Annotated in this window: 21 protein-coding genes; 4 read left to right on the top strand and 17 right to left on the bottom strand. The window is 54.9% G+C overall.

The annotated features are described in order from the left end of the window. Positions 1–30 precede the first annotated feature (30 nt). Complete coding sequence (gene mfd, locus HALA3H3_RS19140; RefSeq protein ID WP_022523172.1) at positions 31–3,480, top strand: transcription-repair coupling factor; 3,450 nt, start codon at positions 31–33, stop codon at positions 3,478–3,480. 111 nt (positions 3,481–3,591) lie between these two features. Next, positions 3,592–4,761 (top strand): L,D-transpeptidase family protein, encoded by a 1,170-nt coding sequence (locus tag HALA3H3_RS19135; protein ID WP_022523171.1) that lies wholly within the window; start codon positions 3,592–3,594, stop codon positions 4,759–4,761. A 177-nt stretch (positions 4,762–4,938) separates the two neighbouring features. Here HALA3H3_RS19135 and HALA3H3_RS19130 read toward each other — a convergent pair whose 3' ends face one another. The 6 genes from HALA3H3_RS19130 to HALA3H3_RS19105 all read right to left on the bottom strand — a co-directional run bounded on the left by HALA3H3_RS19130 (position 4,939) and on the right by HALA3H3_RS19105 (position 12,671). Continuing rightward, on the bottom strand, positions 4,939–5,202 hold the full coding sequence (locus tag HALA3H3_RS19130; protein WP_022523170.1) for an Lpp/OprI family alanine-zipper lipoprotein: 264 nt from the start codon (positions 5,200–5,202) through the stop codon (positions 4,939–4,941). Between the two features lie 230 nt (positions 5,203–5,432). Further along, on the bottom strand, positions 5,433–6,062 hold the full coding sequence (locus tag HALA3H3_RS19125) for a L,D-transpeptidase family protein (protein WP_022523169.1): 630 nt from the start codon (positions 6,060–6,062) through the stop codon (positions 5,433–5,435). Between the two features lie 154 nt (positions 6,063–6,216). Beyond that, positions 6,217–6,681 carry a ferritin family protein gene (locus HALA3H3_RS19120; RefSeq protein WP_022523168.1) on the bottom strand — a complete coding sequence of 155 codons (465 nt, stop codon included), beginning with the start codon at positions 6,679–6,681 and terminating at the stop codon, positions 6,217–6,219. Between the two features lie 46 nt (positions 6,682–6,727). Next, positions 6,728–7,189 carry a DUF6586 family protein gene (locus tag HALA3H3_RS19115; protein WP_022523167.1) on the bottom strand — a complete coding sequence of 154 codons (462 nt, stop codon included), beginning with the start codon at positions 7,187–7,189 and terminating at the stop codon, positions 6,728–6,730. Beyond that, a complete protein-coding gene (gene topA, locus HALA3H3_RS19110; protein WP_022523166.1) occupies positions 7,186–9,813 on the bottom strand; it encodes a type I DNA topoisomerase in 2,628 nt (875 codons plus the stop codon). Before topA ends, HALA3H3_RS19115 begins: the two co-directional genes overlap by 4 nt. 314 nt (positions 9,814–10,127) lie before the next feature. Further along, a complete protein-coding gene (locus HALA3H3_RS19105) occupies positions 10,128–12,671 on the bottom strand; it encodes a DUF3141 domain-containing protein (RefSeq protein WP_022523165.1) in 2,544 nt (847 codons plus the stop codon). A gap of 235 nt (positions 12,672–12,906) precedes the next feature. Between HALA3H3_RS19105 and HALA3H3_RS19100 the strand changes: the two genes are divergently transcribed. Beyond that, positions 12,907–13,893, top strand: a complete 987-nt coding sequence (locus tag HALA3H3_RS19100; RefSeq protein WP_022523164.1) for a LysR family transcriptional regulator — start codon at positions 12,907–12,909, stop codon at positions 13,891–13,893. A 178-nt stretch (positions 13,894–14,071) separates the two neighbouring features. Continuing rightward, positions 14,072–15,136 (top strand): lipoyl synthase, encoded by a 1,065-nt coding sequence (gene lipA, locus HALA3H3_RS19095; RefSeq protein ID WP_022523163.1) that lies wholly within the window; start codon positions 14,072–14,074, stop codon positions 15,134–15,136. A 112-nt stretch (positions 15,137–15,248) separates the two neighbouring features. Here lipA and lipB read toward each other — a convergent pair whose 3' ends face one another. From lipB to HALA3H3_RS19040, 11 genes are all read right to left on the bottom strand, one after another. After that, entirely contained in the window at positions 15,249–15,911 is a 663-nt protein-coding gene (gene lipB, locus HALA3H3_RS19090) for a lipoyl(octanoyl) transferase LipB (RefSeq protein WP_022523162.1), read from the bottom strand. 2 nt (positions 15,912–15,913) lie between these two features. Further along, positions 15,914–16,222 carry an HP0495 family protein gene (locus tag HALA3H3_RS19085; RefSeq protein ID WP_022523161.1) on the bottom strand — a complete coding sequence of 103 codons (309 nt, stop codon included), beginning with the start codon at positions 16,220–16,222 and terminating at the stop codon, positions 15,914–15,916. A 95-nt stretch (positions 16,223–16,317) separates the two neighbouring features. Then, a complete protein-coding gene (locus tag HALA3H3_RS19080; protein WP_022523160.1) occupies positions 16,318–17,532 on the bottom strand; it encodes a D-alanyl-D-alanine carboxypeptidase family protein in 1,215 nt (404 codons plus the stop codon). A 96-nt stretch (positions 17,533–17,628) separates the two neighbouring features. Continuing rightward, positions 17,629–18,645, bottom strand: coding sequence for a septal ring lytic transglycosylase RlpA family protein (locus HALA3H3_RS19075; protein WP_022523159.1), 1,017 nt, complete (start codon positions 18,643–18,645; stop codon positions 17,629–17,631). After that, positions 18,642–19,703: a lytic murein transglycosylase B gene (mltB, locus tag HALA3H3_RS19070; RefSeq protein WP_009286996.1), complete on the bottom strand. Its 1,062-nt coding sequence runs from the start codon at positions 19,701–19,703 to the stop codon at positions 18,642–18,644. Before mltB ends, HALA3H3_RS19075 begins: the two co-directional genes overlap by 4 nt. 78 nt (positions 19,704–19,781) lie before the next feature. Continuing rightward, positions 19,782–20,942, bottom strand: coding sequence for a rod shape-determining protein RodA (gene rodA, locus HALA3H3_RS19065; RefSeq protein WP_022523158.1), 1,161 nt, complete (start codon positions 20,940–20,942; stop codon positions 19,782–19,784). A gap of 3 nt (positions 20,943–20,945) precedes the next feature. After that, a complete protein-coding gene (gene mrdA, locus HALA3H3_RS19060) occupies positions 20,946–22,853 on the bottom strand; it encodes a penicillin-binding protein 2 (protein WP_022523157.1) in 1,908 nt (635 codons plus the stop codon). Positions 22,854–22,941: 88 nt separating this feature from the next. Then, a complete protein-coding gene (rlmH, locus tag HALA3H3_RS19055; protein WP_009286999.1) occupies positions 22,942–23,409 on the bottom strand; it encodes a 23S rRNA (pseudouridine(1915)-N(3))-methyltransferase RlmH in 468 nt (155 codons plus the stop codon). Further along, positions 23,406–23,792 (bottom strand): ribosome silencing factor, encoded by a 387-nt coding sequence (gene rsfS / locus HALA3H3_RS19050; RefSeq protein WP_022523156.1) that lies wholly within the window; start codon positions 23,790–23,792, stop codon positions 23,406–23,408. Before rsfS ends, rlmH begins: the two co-directional genes overlap by 4 nt. A 78-nt stretch (positions 23,793–23,870) precedes the next feature. Then, the gene (gene nadD, locus HALA3H3_RS19045) at positions 23,871–24,530 is read right to left on the bottom strand and encodes a nicotinate-nucleotide adenylyltransferase (RefSeq protein WP_022523155.1); all 660 of its coding nucleotides are present in this window, start codon (positions 24,528–24,530) and stop codon (positions 23,871–23,873) included. 9 nt (positions 24,531–24,539) lie between these two features. After that, positions 24,540–25,847, bottom strand: coding sequence for a glutamate-5-semialdehyde dehydrogenase (locus HALA3H3_RS19040; RefSeq protein WP_022523154.1), 1,308 nt, complete (start codon positions 25,845–25,847; stop codon positions 24,540–24,542). Between the last annotated feature and the right edge of the window lie 136 nt (positions 25,848–25,983).

Raw genomic sequence — 25,983 nt, 5'->3', positions numbered from 1 at the left:
TCCGTTTCAGCGCAAAACGATATCTTGCTTATGCCGACATTCTCTCTGCTCGAACCGCCCCAGCCCCAAGGGACTCGCGATACGCTCTACTGGACATCGCCGCCGGGTAGCGCGACTGCGCTGGCACTCTCCCGCGTTGCTGCGAAAGCTCCGCTATTGGTGATCACTCCCAATACGGCCAGCGCGCAGCGTCTTGAACAAGATCTCTATTTTTATAGCGACGTACCGGTACTGCCCTTCCCCGACTGGGAAACGCTGCCCTACGACAGCTTTTCACCCCATCAGGATATTGTCTCGGCGAGACTGCGTACCCTGCGCCAACTGCAAGATGGCGTGCGCGGCATTGTGCTGGTGCCGATCAACACGTTGATGCAGCGCTTGCCCCCGGTTGAGTACATTGCCGGGCGGGTCATGACACTCAAAACTGGCGAGCGCTTGAATCGCGAAGCGTTTCGGGAATCGCTCTCCCGAGCGGGCTATCGCGCTGTCGAAACGGTCTATGAGCCCGGCGAATACGCCATGCGCGGCGCGCTGATTGACCTGTTTGCGATGGGTATGGATGAGCCGATCCGTATTGATCTGTTCGATGACGAGATCGATTCGCTGCGCCACTTCGACCCTGGCAGCCAGCGCTCGACTGATAAGCTTGAATCGCTAGAATTGCTACCCGCCCACGAGTACTCGCTAAGCCGCAGCGCGATTGCCTGTTTTCGTGAGCAGTTTGAAACCCTGTTCGACGTTGATCCGCGGCAATGCCCTCTTTATAACGATGCGTTGAAAGGCATTCCTTCACCGGGGCTTGAGCACTATTTACCACTGTTTTTTGAACACACCGCATCGCTGTTTGACCACCTGACCGACGATACACGAGTCGCACTGCTGCCGGGAGTTTTTGCTGCCGCCGAGCAGCACTGGCAGTCGATCGACGCTCGCTACGTAAACTTGGGCGTTGACCCAACCCGCCCGCTGCTGCCACCGCACCGAGCGTTTTTCCCGGTCAACGATGTATTCTCGGCAATCAAAGCCTGCCCGCGAATAGAGTTAACCGAGGATAGCGAGCAGCGCCATGCGCAACAGCCTGAAGCCGCACCGCTTCCCACACTCTCTATTAATGCCCGCGCCAAGCAGCCATTGGCGGAGCTGTCAGCATTTTTGCACTCCCATGCCCAAACCCGGGTGCTGTTTGTGGCGGAGTCGCGGGGTCGCCGGGAAGCCCTGGAAGAGATCCTGTCGCCACTTCAGCTCTCGCTTCCGCATACCGATAGCTTCCACGACTTTCTCGCTAGCGATCATACCTATGCAATTACGGAAGGTTTGGTCGACAGCGGCTTATGGCTAAATAATCCAAGTATTGCGGTAATTAGTGAAACCGAGCTGTTTGGTGACGTGGTACGTCAGAGCCGTCGGCGCGAAAAAGCCACGGATGACAATGAGCTTGCAGTACGCCACTTGTCGGAGCTGCGCGAAGGTGCGCCAGTGGTTCACCAGGCCCACGGCGTGGGCCGCTATTTAGGGCTGGAAACCTTAGAGGCCGGTGGCCAGGCAAATGAGTTCCTGGCGCTCTCCTACGCCGATGGTGCCAAGCTTTATGTGCCTGTCGACAGCCTGCATATGATCTCCCGTTACAGCGGGGCCGGTGACGAACTGGCCCCGCTGCATAAGCTCGGTTCGGACCAGTGGGAAAAAGCCCGCCGCAAAGCCGCCGAAAAAATTCGCGATACCGCCGCAGAGCTGCTGGATGTCTACGCCCGCCGGGAAGCCCAGCAAGGGGTGGTCTATGAGGCGCCAGGCGAGGAGTATCTGCGTTTTGCGGGTAACTTCCCATTTGAAGAGACCGCTGACCAGCACGCGGCGATTGAAGCGGTCATCAGCGATATGACCTCCCCGCAGCCCATGGATCGCGTGGTGTGCGGCGATGTCGGCTTCGGCAAAACCGAAGTGGCCATGCGCGCGGCATTTTTGGCCGTACAGTCTGGCCGCCAAGTGGTGGTATTGGTGCCCACTACGTTGTTGGCGCGCCAGCACTTCGAGAACTTCCGTGACCGCTTTGCTGACACCGCCGTCAATATTGGCCTGATCTCGCGCTTTACCAGCGGCAAAGAGGTCACCCAGACACTAGAGAGCATTAAAAGCGGCCAAACGGATATCGTCATCGGCACCCATAAACTGCTCGCCAAAAGCGTTGAGCTGCCCAAAATGGGCCTGCTGATCATCGATGAGGAGCACCGCTTCGGGGTGGCGCAAAAAGAGAAGCTCAAAACGCTGCGTGCCGAAGTCGATATTTTGACGCTGACCGCGACCCCTATTCCGCGCACGCTCAATATGGCCATGAGCGGCATCCGTGATCTGTCGATTATCGCTACGCCGCCCGCCCGTCGTCTGTCGGTTAAAACCTTTGTTCAGCAGCACGACACCAGTATCATCAAGGAAGCCCTGCTACGTGAAATACTGCGTGGTGGGCAGGTCTATGTACTGCATAACGAAGTCAAAACCATTGAAAACAGTGCCGAACAGATTCGTGAACTAATCCCCGAAGCGCGGGTAGCGGTTGCCCACGGCCAGCTTCCCGAGCGCAGCCTGGAACGCATTATGTCGGACTTCTACCACCGACGCTTTAACGTGCTGGTGTGTTCGACCATCATTGAAACCGGCATTGATGTACCCAGCGCCAACACCATTATTATCGAACGTGCTGATAAATTTGGCTTGGCCCAGCTGCACCAGCTGCGGGGCCGGGTCGGCCGTAGTCACCATCAGGCGTACGCCTACCTATTAACGCCACCGCCCAAAGCGATGACCCGTGATGCTATCAAGCGTCTGGAAGCAATTAGCGCTTCGGATGATCTAGGCGCTGGCTTTACCCTGGCCAGCCACGATATGGAAATCCGTGGCGCGGGTGAACTGCTGGGGGATGAACAGAGCGGCCAGATGGAAACCATCGGCTACACCCTCTATATGGAGATGCTGGATCGAGCGGTGAAGGCCATTCGCGCGGGTAAAACGCCCAATATCGATGCCCCCTTCAATACCGGCGTGGAAATCAACCTCAACCTGCCTGCGCTGATTCCAAGTGATTATATTCACGATGTTCAGCAGCGCCTGGTGATGTACAAGCGGATTGCCAACACCCAGAGCGATAGCGAACTTAAAGAGTTACAGGTTGAGCTGATCGACCGCTTTGGCTTGCTGCCCAACCCGGTGAAAAACCTGATTCGCCAGACCAAGCTGCGCCACCGTGCCGAGCAACTGGGAATCAGCAAAATCGAGGCTGGCGAGAGCCGCGGTAGAGTATTGTTTGATAGCAGCACCCAGGTGGATCCCTTAACCCTGGTGACCCTCATTCAGACGTCACCAAAGCACTATCGTTTAGATGGCTCTGACACCTTACGGTTTGAATTACCAATGGAAAGTGTCGACAAGCGCTTCCAGCAACTTGAAAACCTACTTAGCACCCTTAACCAAAAAGTAGCGGCGGCGTGAAGCTTGGGGCAAACTTGCCAGTAGCCATGGCCCAGTTGATCAACAGCCGTTTATTGATCCCAGTGGCCCAGCAACGCGCATCAGCAGTGAATTAACACATTAGGAACGATCATGAACATTCGCAATACCTTTACCCTTTGGGGCCCTACCAGCTTGGCCGTGCTACTCGCCGCTAGCCTGGTGAGCCCCGCTTTTGCGCAACCAGCTAACGAGCAAGCCGACAGCCCAACACAGGCGCAAGAGCAGCAGACTCAAGAAAGCTCAGAAGAATCGCCAAAGGCGCAAGCACAGGAAATCAGCATAGACGCCGTCGATAGCGCCGCTCAGGTTGCTGATCAGGATGAGCTACCCCGTGGTCACTTCCGCCTACCCGAAGAAGGCGATGTCATTGGCGAGCGCTACACCGTCGTTGTCGAAGACCCCAAGCAGACGCTGATCGATATCGCCCGACGCCACAACATTGGCTATGAAGAGATTCGCATGGCCAACCCGGGTGTCAGCCTCTGGGTACCTGGCGTAGGTACCGAAGTGGTGATCCCCGCCCAATACATTCTTCCGCCTGCGCCGCGGGAAGGCGTTGTCATTAACCTTTCTGAGCTACGTCTCTACTACTACCCTGCCGACAAACCCGGCATCGTCGAAACCTACCCGGTTAGCGTGGGGCGTGAAGAGTTCGCTACCCCCGTAGGCATCACCCGCACCACGGTTAAGGTTAAAGACCCCGCCTGGGCTCCACCGGCATCTATGCGTCGCGAAGCAGCCGAACGCGGCGAACCAGCGCCTTCCGTGGTACCGCCCGGCCCTAACAACCCCTTGGGCGAGCACGCAATTCTGCTGGCCATGCCGAGCTATCTCATTCACGGTACCAACCGCCCTGATGGCGTCGGTATGCGCGTTAGCCGTGGCTGTATCCGCATGTACCCGGAAGATATCAAATCGCTCTACGAGCGTTTGCCTAGCGGTACTCAGGTCAACCTGATGGATGCACCGTTCAAAGCGGGCTTTGCAGCCGATGGCACGCTGTTTGTGCAATCTTTCCCACAGCTGGAAGAGAACGCGGAAGGCTTTGAGCCACTGCTTAATGCCCTTGAACGCGTCACTGAGCTAACTGGCAGTGACGTTGAAATAGACGCGGATCAGATTCAGCGCGCCGTAGAAGCTCCTGACGGCCAATTTATCGCGCTATATGGCCCTCAGGCTCCCGAGCCAGAACCAGAGCCTGTTGAGCTGATTGACGAGCTTAAGCTCAGCGCCGCCACTGACGACGATAAAGACGCTTAACCGAACACCTAGCAACAAAAAACCCCGCCAAGGCGGGGTTTTTGCGTAGCTAGTATCAAAACCTACTGGTCTGACGCTTTAACGTACAGCGCCTTACTACGGCATATTAACTAACTACAGCTTTCTTCCAGCAGCTGCTGAGAGAGTCAGACGACTCCCTCAGCAGCCCAAGCAGAATTACTTCTGCATGGAACGCTGGAACATACGGTTCATTTCTTCACGGTTCTGCTCAGACATCTGCAGAGCAGCCTGCGCGTCGCGCTGGGCTTGGTTTGCAGTGTTCATAGCTTGTGAAGCCATGCTGCGTGCTTCTGCAGCGTCAGCCTGTGCAGATTCTGCAGTCATGCGAACTTCTTCCAGCGCGCTGGTAGAAGCACAACCAGCAAGAATTGCCAGAGAAGCGGCAGCAGCAGTCATCTTCAGAGTAGTTTTCAGAGTCATAATGTTCTCCTTGAGTCGTCCTTGGGTACTACGTTAAGGGTATGACAAAGGTAAGGCTAGTCACTTAAATTAGAATAAGTTCTTAGCTTAAATTTGTCTACCTGCGGTGCAGGTTCTTTTCAGTGACTTGTGCTGCAAAGCACGCAAGTCAAACGCTGTTTTATAATAGACCACAGCGGTTGTCTATAGCCACTTGTTTAAAACCTCGAACTTCCATCAACGGCGTTAGCTTAACGGATCACTACCCGAGTGCCAACACCCACTAGCGCTGCCAGGCGATCGATTTGATCGTTGGTAACGGCAACACACCCCTGGGTCCAGTGATAGCGCCCATGAATATCGGGGTCTGCGCTACCCAGGCCATGAATTCCAATCGCCCCACCCAGTGCGGTATTTTGCGGGGGGTGACCATAACGTCGATAGTAGTCGAAGTAGTCATCATAATCAGCTTGGGTATAAATCCCTTTTTCCAGCGCCATTCTAGCGTGCGCTGGGGTTGGGTAATCAATGCCTATGAAGGTACGCCACTGGCTTTCGTAATTAAAACGGTTGACATGAAACTCCCCCATGGGAGTCACATTATCGCCGCGAACCCGTTGGGTTTTAGCCCCAGCACGGCCAAGTGATATGGGCGCAAACCGCTCCAGCAGCGCGTTACCCCGAAACACGCTAAGGGTGGCCTCTTTATCGTCCACCAGCACCCACAGTTCGTTGCTATGACGCGGCACATGAGCGCGACTCAGTATCGTTTCTACGAGATCAGTGGCGGTATCCTGACTGGGCGCAGTAACAGCAGCACTGGCCACGGCTGGCAAGCTCAACACCATGGCTAAAAATCGACGGCGATTAACTAAAAACATGACAGCTCTCGAAACAAGTTAGCCCGCGATTGACCGACTCTGCGCGTCTGGTGGCTGTTATACCCTATTCCCACATTCGCCGTTAGCAATTTCGTCATGTACACGACTGACGCCCCGAAGAGCAGTAACCGATAATCCACTAGTAGAGACCCCATCAAACGCCCTGAAACTCTTCCATACTCGCCATTATATTGCGTATCTCGGAATTATGTCCTTGAGCCAGGGCATTGAAAAACTCCTCTTCAGGCTCAATTTTCGCTCGTGCCGCGCGATGCTCGTAGAGCGCTTGAAGGCGCTGATGCGACGATGTGGCAGTTCTCATCGCATCCTCTATCGAGCCGGTGATGGTTTGTTCCGACAAGCGATCCAACTCAGGCGGCTGGGGGAAATCGCTGGAATCATCGAACCATAACTCCAGCACTTCTGAATGGTCAGAGCCATCGTGGAAGAGATCTTCAAGCCCCGTTTTCATTTTTAGCTCACGGCTGGCCAAGTAATTAAACGCCATCTCTAAGCGCTGATTCTCAGCATCCTCAGCGGCTTCGCTATACTGTCGCGCCATCCGGGCATGAAAACCCGCCGCCCATTCGATTAAATCTTTCACCTGGTTATAGCGCATCATGATCTCCTTTCTTAACGACTTGAGCGATGCATAACAATAAACACTACCACTCCAGGCTAGTTTCGCGCAGCGCGCCTATTTCACGCTTGGCCGCCTGAAGATTATCCAGTAACTGCTGGCGCAAACCGGCCTGATTACCCACGGCAATCATAGCGGGGTTGTGAGTTTCGCGCCGCGCAGCACCTTCGTCACTATGTAGGCGCTCAAGTTGCCCCTCCAACCAGTTCAGCCAGCTTTCCGGCTGGGCTTTCAAGTCGCGCAGACGTTGCAGCTCGGCCAAGGCAGGGCCATCCTGGGCCAGCAATACAGTCCAGCGATGCTCCGACAGCCGAGCGTGTTCAGTAACTTCGCGCAGTAACGACTCAAGCGCCAGCTCAAAAAGCGCCAGCGCACTCTCTTCCAACGCCATCTGCCGCGCAGAAGCATGCTCATCACTTCCCGCGGGCAAGGTGACTAATAGCTCCGCCTGATAGAGCAGCTGGTTGGTTCGTGACCGTGCATTCACTTGCGTTTGTCCTCCACGTGCCATTTACCGGCATCAAACATGGCTTTCCAGCCTGTGGCCTTGCCCTCCTCGTCGGTCATCACGTACTGCTCTTTGCTCTTCCGCGAGTAGCGGATTTGCGCCGGGCGACCATCCGGATCTTCACTCGGCGCTTTAAGAATGAAGTGATACTTTTCGGGCAGCTCATCGGCGTGCGCTTTCAGCTCTTTCACCAGCGGCGGCCGTGTTTCACGATTTTTAGGGAACTTGCTGGCAGCCAAAAACAGCCCGCTTGCGCCATCACGCAGCACGTAATGGTCGTCAACTTTTTGGCAAGCCAGTTCCGGCATCGGGATCGGGTCCATTTTTGGCGGCGCCACTTCGCCGCTTTTCAATAGCTTACGGGTGTTTTTACATTCGCTATTGGTACAGCCAAAATACTTGCCAAAGCGGCCTGACTTCAACTGCATCTCAGAGCCGCACTTATCGCACTCGATGATCGGGCCGTCGTAGCCTTTGATCTTGAATTTGCCGCTTTCAACTTCGTAGCCGTCACAATCGGGGCTGTTACCACAGATGTGCAGCTTACGCGTTTCATCGATTAGGTAGTTGTCCATCGCCGTGCCACACTTGGGGCAGCGACGCTTGGCACGCAGCGCATTGGTTTCGGCCTCTTCTCCCGCGTCTTCGGCCACCGCCTCTTCACCAGGAATCAGGTCAATGGTGGTTTTACAACGCTCTTTGGGCGGCAAATTGTAGCCACTACAACCCAGGAAAACCCCGGTGGAAGCGGTACGAATTTGCATATGACGACCACAGCTTGGGCAGTCGATATCCGTTGGCACCGGCTGATTGGGGCGCATGCCATCTTCGCTCTCAGCCTTGGCCAGCTCTTCACGGAATTCTTCGTAGAAGGCATCCAGCAGCGCCTGCCAGTTGCGTTCGCCTTCGGCGACCTCATCCAGACTATCTTCCATGCGGGCAGTGAACGAGAAGTCCATCAAATCAGGGAAGGACTCTTTCAACCGCTCGGTGACGATATCGCCCAGCTTTTCGGCATAGAAACGACGGTTTTCCAGCTTCACATAGCCGCGATCCTGGATCGTTGAGATGATTGAAGCGTAGGTTGACGGTCGGCCAATGCCCTGCTTTTCAAGCTCTTTGACCAGGCTTGCTTCGGTGTAGCGTGGTGCTGGCTTGGTAAAGTGCTGCTGAGGATCGAGCGCTTCCAGTGCCATAGGCGTACCTTTTGGCAAGTCCGGTAAGCTCTGATCTTCATTTTTACCACTAGGCTTCATCACCCGGGTATAACCATCAAACTTCAGTACACGTCCTTTGGCACGTAGCTCGTAGCCATCGACTTCAACACTCAGCGTGCTTGAAAGGTACTCTGCAGGGGTCATTTGGCAGGCCACAAATTGACGCCAGATCAGCTCGTAGAGACGCTCGGCATCCCGCTCCATTCCGGCCAGATCGGAAGCCTTACGCTCGACACTGGAAGGGCGAATCGCCTCATGGGCCTCTTGAGCACTCTCTTTGCTGCTATAACGATTAGGTGCTTCGGGCAGGTAGCGTTCGCCGAACTCTTCACCGATATAGCTACGCACACCCTCAACCGCATCTTTCGATAAGTTGGTGGAGTCGGTACGCATATAGGTGATGTAACCCGCCTCATAGAGGCGCTGAGCCATGGTCATGGTTTTCTTCACAGAAAAACCTAACCGGCCACTCGCCGCTTGCTGCAGCGTAGAGGTAATAAAGGGTGCCGTGGGCTTTGAACTGGTGGGTTTGTCTTCCCGTGAGGTAATCGCCAGCTTGGCTTTTCTAAGCTGCTCAATACGCGCAAGGGTGTCTTTTTCGGAGGTAGGCTTAAAGGCCTTGCCATCCTGACGAACCAGGGCAAAACGCACCAGTTCACCCTCAGGAGAGGCCAAATCCGCGTGCACATCCCAAAACTCTTCAGGAATAAAGGCACGGATTTCGCGCTCGCGCTCAACAATTAGACGTACCGCGACTGACTGTACGCGGCCAGCCGACAGCCCGCGCGCTACTTTCGCCCACAGTAGAGGCGAAAGCATAAAGCCCACAACGCGATCCAGGAAACGCCTTGCCTGCTGCGCCTCTACCCGGGGGATATTGAGCGCGCCAGGCGCCTTGAAAGCGTCTTGAATCGCGTTTTTGGTGATTTCGTTGAACACCACGCGTTTGTAACGGCTGTCATCGCCACCGATGGTCTCGCGCAGGTGCCAAGCAATGGCTTCCCCTTCGCGATCCAAATCCGTTGCGAGGTAGACAGCGTCAGCCTTCTCAGCCAGCTTCTTTAGCTCGGCAACGACTTTCTCTTTTCCAGGCAGCACCTCATAGCGGGCTTCCCAGCCGTTGTTGGGGTCAATCCCCATCCGCCGAATCAGCTGATCTTGGCTTTTACGTTTTTTATATTCTTCTTTCTCTTCCGCCGACATCTTGCGTGTCGCTGCGGCCTGGCGCGCGCGCTCCTTGGGGTCGGAGGCTGCCTTACCTGAGCCGCTGGTCGGCAGGTCACGAATGTGGCCCACGCTCGACTTCACGATGAAATCGTTGCCGAGATATTTGTTAATCGTCTTCGCTTTCGCTGGCGACTCGACGATGACCAGTGACTTGCCCATAGTGCTCCACTTTCCTAATGCACGGACTGTCTAGCGCGTGCTCTGAATTCGGTGCCGTATCGACGGGCTGAAACTGCCCGTTAAAAAAGATACGGATGAAAAAATGCGCCTACCCTACCCCAGCCCTTAGCTAAGCGCCAGTGGCAACCAAGCCGTAGGGAGAATCCATAGACTTTAGACAACCAGGGTTATATTTCAGACAAATAGTAGCTAGACACTAGACTGCCACCGACATTACAGCAACCCAAAAGGTAATCAGGCAAACAAAGCGCCCCCACCAAATAGGCGGGGGCGCAATGAGCTAATGTACTGATTTAGCGTTTAGGCGGCGTCTTTTTACGTCTGGTAGTGCTGGTGGGTTTAGCCGCCGGCTCACTGGCCGACTCGCTAGTCGCAGCAGATTTAGACGATGACTCCTTAACCACAGACTCCTCATTCACCACGGGCTGCTCCTTGGCCACTGGCGCAGACGAAGTCGTTTGCGTTTCGGCCAGCTTAGCAGTAGCAGCTTTGGGCTTAGCGGCAGGCTTAGTTGTCGCAGCCGCTTTGCTGGCCGTCGGCTTGCTCGCAGCCGGCTTATTCGCTACCGATTTGCGGGGTCTTGCCTTATCAAACAACACTTTAATTTGAGCAAAGCGCTCAGCAGCATGCTCTGAAAGATCGCCGCTGGCGGCAAACACATGCTCAAGGTGGCTAATATAGCCATCGACATCATCGTTGCTGCTACCTGCTAGCAAAGTAGGCAGCGAATTCAACGCCTGCTCACGATCCAGCTTCAAGATAAAGAACTGCTCGCGCACCAAGTTTTTAAAATCACTCAGTTCGATACCAGGCTCAAGCTCCGCACGGGAGGCGCGTAGCCGCTTAAAGTTACGCTCATCTGTAGCTGGGGCGCCACCGAGCACATAGATAAGCGAGCGCATAACCGCTTCATGGGCACTGCCCTTAGCAATTTTCTCTCGCAGTTCTTCCTGACGCTGTTCAATAAAGCGACGGTGCTCGGGCTCTGCCCCTGGACGGCGGCGGTGTACATGGGCATCGCCATACAGACCGACAGCAGCCTGCAATAGCGGCTGGCCGTAGATATCCATAAACATTTTTTCGGTGCTGCTATCCCGCAAATCGCGCATCGCATTGAGGCTGGCGACCAGTTGATCAGACCCCATGGTTTCAAGCGTTTTGAACAGATTATCTTTTGATACTGGGTGACGATTTTTGCGCACTGCTTCCGCCATTACCGGTAGCGGCACCGAAAGTGGATTACGATCAGAAAGCAGTTTGTAGCCCAAACGAATAGGGTGCATACGACGGATCAAGCGGGCAGCCTCCGGTGTCATGATGGCTTTTAGCCACGGCTGCAAAAAGAGCCGATACATCCCCAAATTGATTTCTGAGATCCGCGCCACGGTGGCAAAACGACGATCATCCTCTGGCTTGTGCATTACTGCCTGGTCTAACTCTTCAAAGTTACGCGGCATAAATTCGAGCAGATAATCCCGCTCGAACAGCTCAGCGTCTTCACCCTTCTCTGCCGGAGATATGGAGGTTTCGTACAGCCCAGGCGGCAGTACGTCGATGTAATCCATATTGGCGGTGAATTCGGTATGCTCTTTGCGCGATACGCTGCCCGAAACAAATATACCTAGATGGCCGGTCGTATCATGCTGGCAATAGACGATGGTTTGCTCATTGGCAATGATGTCATCGGTGTTTGCATATAAATCACGAATCCACCCCAATGCTTGAGGCGGCGGAGTAATGTCATCCCCACGCGAACAGAACACAACCACCGGCGAACGCACATTACGCAGGTCGATTCGGCGGCCATCATGGGTGACCAGCTGCGCGGTAGAGAGCCGATTACCGACAAATAGATTATCGACGATATACTGAATCTCTTCACCGCCTAATACGACGTGACCACCCCACCAACGCTCAAAATCGAGGTATCGGCCCGCTTCGGTATCGATATTGTCGTAAAGGTGATACTGCTTTTTCCAGTAGGTATTAGCCGGGTTGAGGCGCTCGAAGTTCTGCACCAGCCACGCCCCGTCAAACAGGCCGTCGCCAATATCACTGGTGAGTGCCGTAATCCAGCTGCCTCCCGCCATCCCGCCGGTATAGCGCATGGGGGCTTTGCCGTGTTCACCAGCCCAGTAGGAGAGTGGCGCGCCAGCAATCAGGATAGGGCCAAAAACGTCAGGCTCCAAGGCAGCCGCCATCATGATCTGCCAGCCCGCCTGGCAATTGCCCACCACCATCGGTTTTTCAGTCGTTTCGGGATGCAGCTCAATCACATGGCGCAAAAAAGCGATCTCCGACTCGACCACATCCTCAACGGTTTGGCCTGGCTCAGGAAACGGTAAAAAACCAATAAAGTAGCAGGGGTGCCCCGCTTTAAGCGCCACGCCCAACTCACTGTCCGGCTTAAACCCTCCAATCCCTGGCCCATGCCCCGCACGTGGGTCAACCACTACAAACGGGCGCTTTTGCAGATCAATTTCTGTCCCTTCGTGGGGCAACACACGCAACAGTTCGTAGTTGGTTGGCCGCGGCAGCGTCCGACCATCCATCAGCACTTCGGTATCGAACCCCAACACATTGGGCTTGGTTTGCTCCATATGCTCGAGGTACTGATTACCGCGTTCGCGCATAACGTCCAGATAGAGAACGCTGCGCTCCATGCTATCGCGCCAGTAACCAAAGGCTGCACGCCCAAACCCGAAAGGATCGAATAATGAAGCGATCGCCTCACTTCCAGGTATGGCTGTGGAATCATTTTGTTGCTTCAACCATGCGCTAGTGAAAGCGTTAGCAGGAAACATAGTCTTGGCGAGTGGGTTAGCAAGAAAGTTCATAGGGTCTCCCGTTGGGTTGATGCACAGGCATCAGACCCGAAAGCAATGATGCTGCAATGCAATATAGTCTAGGCCACTATGCGCACGGCGTCGATCTTTAACCCTGGCAATTACGCCTTATGTGACTAATGAAGTCCTGTTTAGGCAGTCTAAAAGATTCAGTGTTAGCATGCTTTGCCCTGGCGATGAAGCCTGATTTTGATATTAGTTAAAGGGTGCTCACTACGAGGTTTTTATGTCATCCCCCAATCTGCTCAATCGCCTAACATTTCGGCAACTCCAGGTCTTCCAGGCGGTGCATCGGCAGCGCTCCTACTCTCGTGCAGCTGAGCAACTGGGACTGACCCAGCCAGCAGTCAGCGCGCAAATACGGCAGCTTGAGTTGGCACTGGGTCAGCCTCTGTTTAATTATGCGGGTAAAACGCTTCACACGCTTCCCGCCGCCGATACCCTCGCCCACTCAGCGCGCGAAATTTTTGGCCAACTGTCACGGCTGGAAATGAACCTATCGGATATTAACGGCAAAATAAGCGGCGAACTCAACATCGCAGCGGTTTCCTCAGCCCAATATGTGGTGCCTTATTTACTTGCCCGCTTCCGTGCTCACTATCCCGAAGTACATGTCCGCTTAAAGGTATGCAATCGCTGCCAGGCACTCGATCGATTGGCTGAGCAGCAGGACGACTTGGTTATCATGGCCATGGTGCCTGAAGACGATCGCTTGGTAGTGATGCCGATTATTGATAACGAACTGATCGCCGTCGTCTGGCCCGAGCATCCGCTACTTTCGATGCCGCAACCCTCCTTAGCAGACTTTGCGCGCCATTACGTGCTAATGCGCGAACCCGGTTCCGGCGTACGCAACGCTTTTGAGCAGATGGCGGCCAGTCAGCAGGTCGCCCTTCCCCACTGTATTGAGTTAGGTACCAATGAAGCGATTAAAGGGGGCGTCATGGCTCACTTAGGTGTTGCCGTGCTGCCGAGTTTGGCGGTGCAGCTGGAGCTTGAGCAGGGGTTACTGTTTGAGCTGGGGTTGCCCGACTTTCCCATCCACCGCTCTTGGTGCACGGTCTATACGCGGGAGCGCTTACCCACTCCGGTCGCCGAGCTATTTTTGAGTTTCATCCGTGAACACTTACCCGACTATCGCCGTCACTTTCAGGCGCCCGCCAGCCCCTTACCCAGCCATGGGGTAGCCTGTTTGCCGATACTTCCCTCCTGAAGGCGAGTGATGGCTTACGGTGTCTTGTTGGCAGCGAGATATGTTACATTAGCCATCATTAGCACGATAAAATATTGAGCAAACTTCGTATTAACCAGGTATCAATAGGCAGGCTTGGAACAGGGTTAAACCTTTTTTACGCCTTCGGCCTACCGCACAGAAGAGAGGCTCTGTCACTATGAGCAATAACCCCTCGCAGCGCGTGTCCAGCGGTGAAAAATACCGTAATGAACATGGCATGTCGGTGATCAAGGATGGCATGAAGCAGCGCAAAGCGCAGCCAGAGGCCCCTTCTGTTGAGCTTGAGCGCAAACCCAAGTGGCTGCGAGCACAGATTCCAGGTGGCGAGCGTTTTGAAGCGGTCAAGAAAAACGTCGCGACCCATCGATTAAGCACTGTTTGCGCTGAATCCCACTGCCCCAATATGGGCGAGTGCTGGAGCAACGGCACGGCCACTATCATGCTGATGGGCTCGGTATGTACCCGCGCCTGTCGGTTCTGCGCAGTAGACACCGGCAACCCCCAGGGCTGGCTTGACCACGAAGAGCCTGAAAACACGGCCAAATCTGTAGAGCTCATGGGGCTGCGTTATATCGTACTGACTTCAGTTGACCGTGACGACCTCGACGATGGCGGCGCAACCCACTACGCCAACTGCATTCGCGCGATCAAAGCGCGCACACCCGAGGTGGTAGTCGAAGCCTTGACGCCCGACTTTGATGGTGACCTTGCCGCTATCGAACGCGTCGTCGATTCAGGCCTACAGGTATTTGCCCAAAATGTGGAGACCGTGGAACGCCTGACAGGCCGAGTGCGTGACCGGCGGGCAGGTTACCGCAAAACCCTCGATGTCCTTGCTCATGCCAAGCGCTACCGCCCAGATATCATCACCAAAACCAGCCTGATGCTGGGCTTGGGTGAAACCGACGAAGAGATTTTGCAAACGTTTGATGATTTACGTGAGATCGGCGTCGATATTGTCACGCTTGGCCAGTACCTTCGCCCGACCAAAAATCACCTGTCGGTTGAGCGCTGGGTAACGCCTGAAGAGTTTGATCGCTACCGCGTGATTGGCCTGGAAAAAGGCTTTATGGAAGTGCCCTCTGGCCCGCTGGTACGTTCAAGCTACCGCGCTGATCGCGTGTTTGAGAAAAACAATCTGGGGCTCGCCTCACCTGCCGCGATTCCCGGTCAGGAGCAAGAAGCAAACCCCAATATTATTCCAGCGCTCAACGTAGGATAGGCTTAAATTAAGCGTTCTACGGGGCTTGCTAATATGTATGGAGCGGGTTTTAAGACCCGCTTTATAAGCCTCGTTTTTTTGAACCGTTTTTTTAATAAAGGTGACCCAATTTTTACAGTGGCGTGTTCTCGACACTGACCAATTCGCGGTTTAGCCGTTTAGCTAGCGCCTCGGCCAGCTGCTCACCCACCCGATGATCCCCTGGCAACGAGACGAGGTCAGCCAACTTCGCCATGGGCATACCTGCATAGCCGCAGGGGTTAATGCGCAAAAAAGGCGTCAGGTCACCGTTTACATTCAGCGCCACGCCGTGAAAGCTCGCCCCCCGCCGAATACGCAGACCCAGTGAGGCAATCTTCGCCTCACCCGCTTCTGTCATCACATAAACCCCTGGAGCATCGGGCCAAGCTCGGGCGCTCACGCCATAGTGGCTCAAGACGTCAATCACGGCATTCTCCAATGCAGTGACTAAATCGCGCACGCCAATTTTTCCCCGCCGTACATCCAGCAGCGGGTACAGCACCACCTGCCCTGGCCCGTGATAAGTGACTTGCCCCCCCCGATCAACGTGCACCACCGGAATATCGCCGGGCAGCAGCAGGTGTTCGGGCTTGCCAGCCTGGCCTTGGGTAAACACCGGGTCATGCTCGACCAACCAGAACTGATCAGGGGTTTGCGCATCCCGTGTATCGGTTAGCGTGCGCATAGCTTCCCACACTGGCAGGTAGGCTTGGTGACCCAAATCGTGCAACTCAATCGGCACGGTGTTTTCCACGGTTACACCACCATATGCACACGGCCAGTAGCCTTGAGGTCGTCGAACAACTCTTTAATATGCTGCTCTCCGGTCGCTCTAATCACCACACGTACCGATTGAAAACGGCCATTGCGGCTATCGACCACCTGCATTGCCGTTGCATCGAAGTCAGGGTCATGGCGCACAATCACCTGGCACACACAGGCAGGAAAATCTTCGGCCGCATCGCCGACAACTTTTAACGAGTAATCACATGGGAAAGTGATTTTAGGCGGCTCCTGAGCCGCCGGTTGGCGCAAATCACGAAGTCCCGGAGCACCTTTTTTCATAACAAACCTATTTCGTAAAGACTGATTTTCACAAAGACTGGGTTCATCACAGATATACGCTAGAACCCATCAACCTACCGGCTGTAAGTCTATAATCAATCCGTAAAATTACTAATCAGATTACTAAAGAAGCGCTGCACCTGATCGAACAAGCGCTTAAAGAGACCACCCTCTTCGATGTTTTCCAGCGCCACTAAGCGGCGCTCACCGACCACTTCATCACCTAAATGCACTTCCAGCGTACCAACCTCGTCGCCAATGGCAATCGGTGCCTGTAGGTCTGGATTGAGGTTTAGGCGCGCACGCAGCTCTTCGTTGCGGTTGCGTGGCAGGGTCATAAAGACTTCTTCATCGACACCAACACGCAGCTCATTGATATCGCCGCCCCAAACCCGCGGCGTTGCCAATACGGCACCGCGCTCATAGAGCTTCATGGTTTCGAAAAAGCGGAAACCGTAGCTGAGCAGCTTTTGGGTTTCTTGAGCGCGTGCTTCATCAGAGTTGGTGCCCATCACTACGGAAATCAAGCGCATATCGTCACGCTTAGCTGAAGACACCAGACAGAACCCCGCCTCCGTTGTCCAGCCGGTTTTCAGGCCATCCACCGAAGGGTCACGCCACAGCAAACGGTTGCGGTTGGGCTGATCAATACCGCCATAGGAAAACGTACGATGGGAGTAGATTTCGTAGTGATCAGGGTAATCATTAATAATGTGCTGGGATAAACGCGCCAAGTCATGGGCCGTTGAGTAGTGATTGTCGGCGGGCAAGCCAGTGGCGTTCTGGAAGTTGGTGTTATTCATGCCCAACCGCGTGGCATGCTGATTCATCAGATCGGCAAAGGGCACCTCACCACCCGCCAAATGCTCTGCCATGGCGACACTGGCATCGTTGCCCGACACAATTATGATACCGTGGAGTAAATCATCCACCGAAACCTGATCACCCACCTCAATAAACATTTTCGAGCCGCCGGTGCGCCAGGCATTCTCGCTAATATTAACCATATCAGTGAGCTTAATGGTGCCACGATTGAGCTCACGCTCTACCAAATAGGCGGTCATCAGCTTGGTTAAACTTGCTGGTGGCAAACGTTCATCGGAATTATGCTCGGCCAAGATACGGCCACTGTTAGCATCCATCAGAATCCACGAACTTGCCGCTAACTGAGGGGCTGAAGGGATAATGGTTTGCGGCTGCGGAATTACCGGCTGAGGCGTTGGCTGGGCACTGGCAGGCACAGCAACCGTCGCCATGGCAGCGAAGAGGCACAGGCGTGCAGAGCGACCAATGGATGTAAACACGTTCATAACGTCAGTCTCACTTACTTGAAAGCTTACTTGAAAAGCTTATTTTAAAAAACGGCGGCGCGTAAGGCGCGCCACCGGAAATAAACAGGGGGTGAATTATCGCACAACAAAGACCTGGGGGAACCCTGCTTGGCGCAGTGTTTCTCGCGCTTGAGGTTCTTGGCTCGGAGCGATGGGCCCCACTTGAACACGATAAACGTCAGCGTCGTTCATAATACGCACCGCATGGGGCTGCTCACCTTGTAAACGCTGCTGCAACTGCTGAGCGCCTTCCGGATTACCCAGTGCCGCGATCTGCAGATACACTGCGTCGCCAGCTTCCCCTTCGTTTGGCGGCTGCGCTGTTTGTGTCTGTGGTGAAGGATCAGCCGCAGATGCAGCAGACGCCGCCGGCGGAACGGGCATAGAAGAAGCATTTGCAGCAACCCGCTGTGCCTCGGCTACGCGAGGCTGGGGGGAAGCGCCGCCACCGCCCTTGCCGTGCTCGGCTAGCCACTGCTCAGGGTTGATCGCTTCCACTTTCACGGAACCGGTACCATTGTCGAGGAAGCCTAGCCGGGCGGCTGCCGCGTAGGAGAGATCGATCTCACGGTCACTGTGGAAGGGGCCACGGTCGTTCACTCGCACAATGACCGATCGCCCATTATCCAGGTTTGTGACTCGCGCAAAGGTGGGTAGAGGCAGCGAACGGTGTGCCGCCGACATCTTATACATGTCGTAGATTTCACCGTTTGAGGTCGCGTAGCCATGGAATTTTTCGCCATACCAGGAGGCCGTACCACGTTTCTCATAACCCGTTGCATCAGGCAGCACTTGATAGGTTTTCCCCCACACTTCATAGCTAGAGCGGTTGCCCGCTCTGGAAGGCTGCTCGATGCGGGGCTCTGCATCAGGCACCTTGGTAACATCCGGCGGCTCGAGCGGATAGGCATCACCACTCATGGCATAGCGGCCACCACTAGTGTTGGCCGCCGTTGAAGCCGGAGCCGCCGTTTGATTCGCGGAACCGGAGGCATCTACCCGCTGAGTGTCATTGCTGGCACAGCCGCTGACCAGCGCCAGTAAGGCAATCGCGCCAACCGCCCGCTGGCTAATCCTCAATTTGCTCTTCATCCCTCATCCTCGTGCAGCTCAGCAATCGCTTCTGCCAACTCGGCTACGGCCATGGCATAGAGGTGACTATGGTTGTAGCGGGTAATCACGTAAAAATTATACTCGCCAAACCGGTAACGGGTCTCTCCATTGGCGAACTCAAGCGCCAACGGCACCACTGGCAAATTATCATCAAGTGGCTCGCTGGGCTCAATCCCATGAGTGGCCAACTGAGCAATGCTCACCGCAGGAGGTGAGGTTTGGTTAAATGAGAGTTCCTGGAGTAACTCTACGGGCATTACGTCTGGCCCAGTGGCCTGGTGGTAGATATCAGCTCCCGGCTTCCAGTTATGCTCGGCAAAGTAATTCGCGACGCTGCCAATCGCATCAACCGGGTTCTCCCAAAGATCACGTCGTCCATCGCCATCAAAATCCACGGCATAGGCTTGATAACTGGTGGGAATAAACTGCGGGTAACCCATCGCACCGGCATAGGAACCGCGCAACTCGGTAGGGTCGACCTGCTGTTCGTAGGCAATACGTAAAAAGGCCGCTAGCTCACCGCGAAAAAAAGCCCCCCTTGCCGGATGATGAAACGCCAGTGTGGCTAGCGAATCCAGCACGCGATGCTGGCCTTTATGGCGACCATAGTAAGTTTCAACGCCAATAATAGCGGTAATGATTTCAGCGGGCACACCATAGGTGCTTTCCGCGCGCGCCAAGGCGTCGGCATGAGCATCGATGAACTCCACGCCCTCTTCAATGCGCTGCTGGGTCAGAAAAATAGCACGATATTCGTACCACTTCAGACGCCGCTCAGCAGCTCCTTCCATGGCATCTAATACGCTTTGGGTATAGCTCGCCTGACCCAGCGCTTCTGCCAACCAGTCTTGCGGCAACCCTTGCTCGACCAGCTCTTCCACCAGCGCTTGGCTGTCAGCATTTTGCTGGGGAGCAAAGTGGTGAGGAGTCTCAAACTGAGCCTGCGGTGAAGGCTGATCAGCAAACGCCATGGGGGTCACCCAGCACATCAGCGCGGCCAACACATAGCTGCTCGTCTTCCCTTGAACCTTGTTCATTGGCTCTCCACTCCTGAGCTATTCAATCCTGAATTATCCATTACCGAGCAACATTAGCGTCTGAAGCAGACAGCATCGCTAGCGCGACAGTAACCGACGATGCGCATGTATCGACATGAGAATACCGAAACCCGCTAACAAGGTCACGCTAGAGGTGCCGCCATAACTAACCAATGGCAGCGGCACCCCCACCACGGGCAAAATGCCACTCACCATGCCCATATTGACGAACACGTAGATAAAAAAAGTTAAAATGATGCTGCCTGCCACCAAACGCCCAAAGGTATCCTGCGCGGAGCTAGCCATCCACAAACCTCGGCTGACAATCAATAGATATAGGAACAGCAGCACAAGCATACCCACCAAACCAAACTCCTCGCCCAGGACGGCAATGATGAAATCGGTGTGTCGCTCAGGTAAAAACTCTAGTTGGGACTGGGTACCCTGCAGCCACCCCTTGCCCCATAGCCCTCCACTACCTATGGCCGTGGTCGACTGAATAATATTCCAGCCTGCCCCCAACGGATCGCTTTCAGGGTTGAGAAACGTCAATACCCGCTGACGCTGGTAGTTATGCATATTCATCCAGAGCAGCGGCACTGCGGCAGCCCCCAGCGCGGTAATAAATCCAATCAAACGCCACGACAAGCCCGCCAGTAGCACGACAATCAGGGCCGCGCTAGATACCAGCAGCGAAGTACCCAAATCGGGTTGGATCGCGGTTAGTACCACAGGCACGCCAATAATGACCCCACACACGACAATATCGCGCAGGCGGGGCGGTAGTTCGCAGCGATTTAGATAGGCAGCAACCATTAACGGGGCAGCTAACTTCATCATTTCCGATGGCTGAAAACGTATCACACCAGGAATCACTAGCCAGCGCTTCGCCCCCATGCCCACATCACCCACTACATCAACGGCAATCAGCATGGCTACGCCAACACAATAGGCCAATGGAGCAAAGCGCAAAAAGGTTGAGTGCGAGAACTGGGCAATAATTACCATGCCTACCAGCGCGATAAGAAAACGCACGCCTTGGCCAATCACTGCATCAATAGATTGTCCGGAAGCGCTGTAAAGAACGATTAAACCGCTCCCCATCAGCAGCAATAGCAAACCTAGCAGCCAAGGGTCGAGATGGATTCGCTCCCAGATACTTTTCCGCCGGGCGATACCACTCTCAGGCGGGCGAACAGGATGGCCACGCATCGAACGGGCTATATAATGCCAAGGCATGGCTTAGTTTCCCTCCACATTGGCATCATCTTCTTCCAACACTTCACGCACTTCCTCTACGTCGGGGGCCTCATCCTCAAGTAACCAGGCATCGGTCATTGCACGGGCCAGATGCGCTGCGTGGGTACTGCCACCACCGGCATTCTCAACAATAACCGAGACGGCAATCTGGGGGTCATCCAACGGCGCAAAGGCCACAAACAGAGCGTGGTCGCGCAGTCGTTCGGCCAGCTCATCGGCGTTGTAGCGCTGATCCTGCCCCAGCGAAAATACTTGTGCGGTGCCTGATTTGCCGCCCATGCGGTACTCAAGGCCCACACCGGTTCGCCGGGCAGTGCCTTCCGTGCCACTAACCACCTTTTCCATGCCGCTGAATACACGATCCCACCAGCTATCATTGGCGAGCACAATATCATCTAACGTATCCGGCAGATCACGCGGCACAGGGGTATCACCAATCTGTCGGGCCAGCCTTGGTTTCACCCAATGGCCCCGATTGGCCAGCGTTGCCGTAGCACTGGCTAGCTGGAGAGGTGTTACCTGCCAATAGCCTTGTCCAATCCCCACCGAGAGGGTTTCCCCGGGATACCAGGGCTGGTTAAAGCGGCCACGCTTCCAATCTCGCGAAGGCATCAAAGCACCACTCTCTCCCTGAACGTCATGGGCTACACGCCGGCCAAAGCCAAAATTACTCATTTGATCATGTAAGTCATCAATGCCTAAATCGTGCGCAAGGGTATAAAAATAGGTGTTATTAGATACCGCTAAAGCTCGTTCTAAATCGACCCGCCCGTGCCCCCAACGCAGCCAGTTGCGATAGCGTCGGGAATCATTAGGCAATTGGTAGTAACCAGGGTCGTTTATGGTGCTGTCTGGAGTGATTACCCCTTCCACCAAACCCGCGAGCGCTAGAAAGGGCTTAATCGTAGAGCCGGGAGGATAGTGACCGCGAGTCGCGCGGTTAAACAGAGGGAGATCAAGGTCTTGCTGCAAAGCGCGATAAGACGCAACATCAATACCGGTGACAAACTGGTTACTGTCAAAACCCGGTGTCGATACCATGGCGAGGATCTCACCAGTGCCCGGCACGATAGCCACAATGGAGCCACGACGACCATCCAGCAATTCGTAAGCCAGTGTTTGCAGCGACTTATCCAGGGTTAGGGTTAGGTTCTTACCAGGCACCGGATCGGTTCGCCCAAGCTCCCGCAAGACTCGCCCGCGAGCGTTTGTCTCAACTTTGCGCAAGCCTGCCTGACCGTGCAGCTCCTCTTCGTAAAAACGCTCAACCCCCGTCTTACCGATAAAATGAGTCCCTGCGTAGCGACCCGCGTCCAGGGTTTCCATCTCTTCGGCGTTAATCCGCCCAACGTAGCCCAGTGTGTGTGCCATGATTTCGGCATCGGGATAGTAGCGCAGCGGCTGAGCCTCTATTTCGACTCCAGGCAGACGATGACGATTAACCGCCAAACGGGCAATTTGTGCTTCGCTTAAGTCACTGGTAAGGAGGGCTGGCTGGAAAGGACGCTGGCGTTGGCGTGAACGCACATTGAACGCCTCGATCTCCTCTTCAGGCAGTTCAAGCAGGTCGACCAATAGTGCTAGGGTTTCATCTAGGTTATCGACACGCTCGCGAACCAGCGTGAGGTTGTAGGTGGGACGGTTTTCAGCCAGCAGCACCCCGTTACGGTCATAGATCAAACCGCGGTTCGGCGGCAGCGGCTCGACGCGAACCCGGTTGTTTTCGGAGCGCGTGCTGTACATATCATGCTGGACGATCTGCAAATAAACCAAGCGACTCGTTAGCAAGCCTGCAAGCGTAAAAACTACTAACACCGCGAGTAGCGCTCTAACACGAAAAATACGCAGTTCTTGCTCGGAGTTTTTTAGCGTGTTGGGGCGCTTGAGCATGGTAACGATGACTCTCAAATCAAACAATCAAATCAAACAAAAGGCGCAGCAGTCCATAACAGTGATCGCTCACCATCTCAGTTAGCCGTCAGCGGTGATAAGGGTGACCTACCAGTAGTGTCCAGGCACGGTAGAGCTGCTCGGCCAGCATAATCCGCACCAGCGGGTGAGGCAGCGTCAGCGGGGAGATCGACCAGGTTTTGTCAGCCGTCGCAGAGAGCGAGGGCTCGAGACCGTCTGGCCCCCCCACAAGCAGGACAATATCTCGCCCGGCCATGCGCCAGGCATCGGCTTCTTGCGCTAACTGTTCGGTGGTCCAAGGCTTACCTTTGACTTCCAGCGCGACTAGATACTCGTCGCCACGCAACTTGTCGCGAATTCGCTGCGCCTCTTGGGCACGCGCCTTCGCGATATCTGCATTTTTGCCACGCTGACCGAGGGCAATTTCTTCTATCTCGAGATTAAAATCTCTCGGTAGCCGCTTGCGGTAAGTATTGACGCCCTCTTCTACCCAGCCAGGCATTTTGCTTCCTACCGCTAACAGCCGGATCTTCATGACATGCCGGCTCGCTCTTGGAAGCGCTCAAGAGAGTCGCCAATGGCACCCGAGTCGCTGGGCAGATCGGCCCACAGCCGCTCTAAGTCATACAGGGTGCGTGCCTCGGGCATCATCACGTGGACAACGACATCCCCCAGGTCGACCAGTACCCAATCGGCGTTATCGCCACCTTCAACGCCCAGCGGGCCAAGCCCTGCAGCCTTGGCTTTTTCCACGACGTTTTGCGCCAGGGCAGCCACATGGCGGGTCGAAGTGCCACTGGCAATCAGCATGAGGTCGGTAACCTCGGTTAATTTGGCAACATCCAACTGTGTAATGTCACGTGCTTTCAGTTCTTCTAGCGCGTCAACCGCTAGATTTTTCAATGTATCGATGTGCATGACTCCTAAAGACAACCTTATTGGTTAATCGGTCAATAAAGCCGGCCATTGTAACGGCTTCTTTGATGACTGCCAGCGCTATTCGCGTTGTCGATAAAGTCCGTCCTGCGTAATGGCCAATTCAACGGCTTCTGGCAGTAAATAGCGCACGCTTTTCCCGGCCTCCAAACGCTCGCGGATATACGTCGCCGAGATCGCCATCAGTGATGGCAGTTCCAATGGCAGATAGCCGCCGCAAGGCCGCTGCATCAATGCGTCTACGCTATCGACTCTGCGATGCGCTACCAGTTCCATTAATGATGCCGGTAACGGATCGTCATAGCCCGGTCTGGCAATCACCACTAGATGAGCAAACTCAAACAAGCGCTCCGGCTGGTGCCACTGGGCGAGCCGCAAAAAGGCATCAAAACCAATCGCCATCACCAGACGGGCCTGTTCGCCAACTTCCCCACGCAGCTCAGCCAGTGTATCGACGCTATAAGAGGGGCCGTCACGGCGCAGCTCGCGGTCATCGGCGATCAGCCCAGGTGTCGCACCGATACCCGCTTCTAATAACGCCAATCTCTGTTTCGCCGAGACTTGGGGTCGCCCACGTAGCGGTGGCTGTTGAGCCGGTATCATATGTAGCCGATCAAGCGACAGCGCCTCATGCAACTCTACCGCGCTGCGCAAATGCCCCAGATGAACAGGGTCAAAGGTGCCGCCCAACATGCCGATACGCTGCTCCGTTTGACTCATGCCACCACCCTATTCACGCACCTGGCCATCGCCAAATACGACGTATTTCTGAGTGGTTAGCCCTTCCAAACCGACAGGCCCACGGGCGTGAAGCTTATCGGTTGAAATTCCGATCTCAGCGCCAAGCCCGTACTCAAAACCATCGGCAAACCGGGTAGAGGCATTCACAATCACCGAACTGGAGTCGACTTCCGCCATAAAGCGGCGTGCGAGTGAATAATCCTGGGTGACAATCGCATCAGTGTGGTGAGAGCCGTACTGTTCAATATGGGCAATCGCTTCATCGATACCATCGACCACTTTGATTGCCAGCACGGGGGCCAAATACTCGGCATACCAATCGGCTTCTTCAGCAGCTGCCGCCTGTGGCAACAATGCCTGCGTACGCTGGCAGCCACGCAGTTCAACTTCATGTTCGGCATAAGCGCGGGCCAGTTCCGGCAGCAGCAGGTCAGCAATCGGCGCATCAACCAGCAACGTTTCCATGGTGTTACAGGTGCCGTAGCGATGAGTTTTCGCATTGACGGCGATGGCTAGCGCTTTGGCGGGATCAGCGGTGGTATCGATATACACATGACAAACACCGTCGAGATGTTTGATAACCGGTACGCGGGCATCACGGCTGATACGCTCAATCAACGACTTTCCACCGCGGGGGATAATCACGTCGACATATTCCGGCATGCTAATCATTTCACCCACCGCCGCGCGATCAGTGGTGGCGACTACCTGCACACTACCCGCTGGCAGGCCTACATCAGCTAACCCCGTTTGGATACAGGCGCTAATGGCGGCATTTGACTGGCTGGCTTCCGACCCGCCGCGCAAAATACAGGCGTTGCCCGACTTCAAACATAGGCTGGCGGCTTCCAGGGTTACATTTGGGCGCGACTCGTAAATAATTCCGATGACGCCCAGCGGGACGCGCATTTTGCCCACTTGGATGCCGCTAGGCCGATAACGCATATCGCCAATTTCACCCACCGGGTCAGGCAAGCCCGCTACCTGCTGTAGCCCTTCAATCATGGCGTCGATACGCGCGTCGTTCAGAGCTAAGCGATCCAGCAGCGCGCTTTCCAAACCGTTCTCGCGGCCACGCTGTAAATCCTCGGTGTTGGCATCCAGTATTTTGGCTCGCGCCTCGGTCAAGCGCTGCGCCATAGCCATTAGCGCACGGTTTTTCAACCCGGTATCCGCCCGCCGCAGTTCACTGGCGGCACGGCGCGCCGCTTGCCCCAAGGCCTGCATGTAGGCGGGCACATTCCCGGCAATTAAGTGCTGATGGGCCTCGTCTTGGAACGGTGTTGAAGCGCTCATAGTGTCTCCGTACGGAAGGATACTTTAATTTTTTAATTAACCATGTATCGCGTTTTACATGTTTTGCTTATGTTACGTCATTTCATCGTTATACTGGGGACGATTAAGGCACTAATATGTCTCGCGTACATTTATT

This window comes from Halomonas sp. A3H3, assembly GCF_000982975.1.
Taxonomy (GTDB): Bacteria; Pseudomonadota; Gammaproteobacteria; order Pseudomonadales; family Halomonadaceae; genus Vreelandella; species Vreelandella titanicae.
The sequence above is the reverse complement of the archived record's forward strand: the minus strand, read 5'-3'. Positions and strand labels throughout refer to the sequence as shown.

Coding starts and splice junctions, on each gene's coding strand:
- mfd (WP_022523172.1), top strand. CDS start 31: ATGCCGACATTCTCTCTGCTCGAACCGCCCCAGCCCCAAGGGACTCGC.
- HALA3H3_RS19135 (WP_022523171.1), top strand. CDS start 3,592: ATGAACATTCGCAATACCTTTACCCTTTGGGGCCCTACCAGCTTGGCC.
- HALA3H3_RS19130 (WP_022523170.1), bottom strand. CDS start 5,202: ATGACTCTGAAAACTACTCTGAAGATGACTGCTGCTGCCGCTTCTCTG.
- HALA3H3_RS19125 (WP_022523169.1), bottom strand. CDS start 6,062: ATGTTTTTAGTTAATCGCCGTCGATTTTTAGCCATGGTGTTGAGCTTG.
- HALA3H3_RS19120 (WP_022523168.1), bottom strand. CDS start 6,681: ATGCGCTATAACCAGGTGAAAGATTTAATCGAATGGGCGGCGGGTTTT.
- topA (WP_022523166.1), bottom strand. CDS start 9,813: ATGGGCAAGTCACTGGTCATCGTCGAGTCGCCAGCGAAAGCGAAGACG.
- HALA3H3_RS19105 (WP_022523165.1), bottom strand. CDS start 12,671: ATGAACTTTCTTGCTAACCCACTCGCCAAGACTATGTTTCCTGCTAAC.
- HALA3H3_RS19100 (WP_022523164.1), top strand. CDS start 12,907: ATGTCATCCCCCAATCTGCTCAATCGCCTAACATTTCGGCAACTCCAG.
- lipA (WP_022523163.1), top strand. CDS start 14,072: ATGAGCAATAACCCCTCGCAGCGCGTGTCCAGCGGTGAAAAATACCGT.
- HALA3H3_RS19085 (WP_022523161.1), bottom strand. CDS start 16,222: ATGAAAAAAGGTGCTCCGGGACTTCGTGATTTGCGCCAACCGGCGGCT.
- HALA3H3_RS19080 (WP_022523160.1), bottom strand. CDS start 17,532: ATGAACGTGTTTACATCCATTGGTCGCTCTGCACGCCTGTGCCTCTTC.
- HALA3H3_RS19075 (WP_022523159.1), bottom strand. CDS start 18,645: ATGAAGAGCAAATTGAGGATTAGCCAGCGGGCGGTTGGCGCGATTGCC.
- mltB (WP_009286996.1), bottom strand. CDS start 19,703: ATGAACAAGGTTCAAGGGAAGACGAGCAGCTATGTGTTGGCCGCGCTG.
- rodA (WP_022523158.1), bottom strand. CDS start 20,942: ATGCCTTGGCATTATATAGCCCGTTCGATGCGTGGCCATCCTGTTCGC.
- mrdA (WP_022523157.1), bottom strand. CDS start 22,853: ATGCTCAAGCGCCCCAACACGCTAAAAAACTCCGAGCAAGAACTGCGT.
- rlmH (WP_009286999.1), bottom strand. CDS start 23,409: ATGAAGATCCGGCTGTTAGCGGTAGGAAGCAAAATGCCTGGCTGGGTA.
- rsfS (WP_022523156.1), bottom strand. CDS start 23,792: ATGCACATCGATACATTGAAAAATCTAGCGGTTGACGCGCTAGAAGAA.
- nadD (WP_022523155.1), bottom strand. CDS start 24,530: ATGAGTCAAACGGAGCAGCGTATCGGCATGTTGGGCGGCACCTTTGAC.
- HALA3H3_RS19040 (WP_022523154.1), bottom strand. CDS start 25,847: ATGAGCGCTTCAACACCGTTCCAAGACGAGGCCCATCAGCACTTAATT.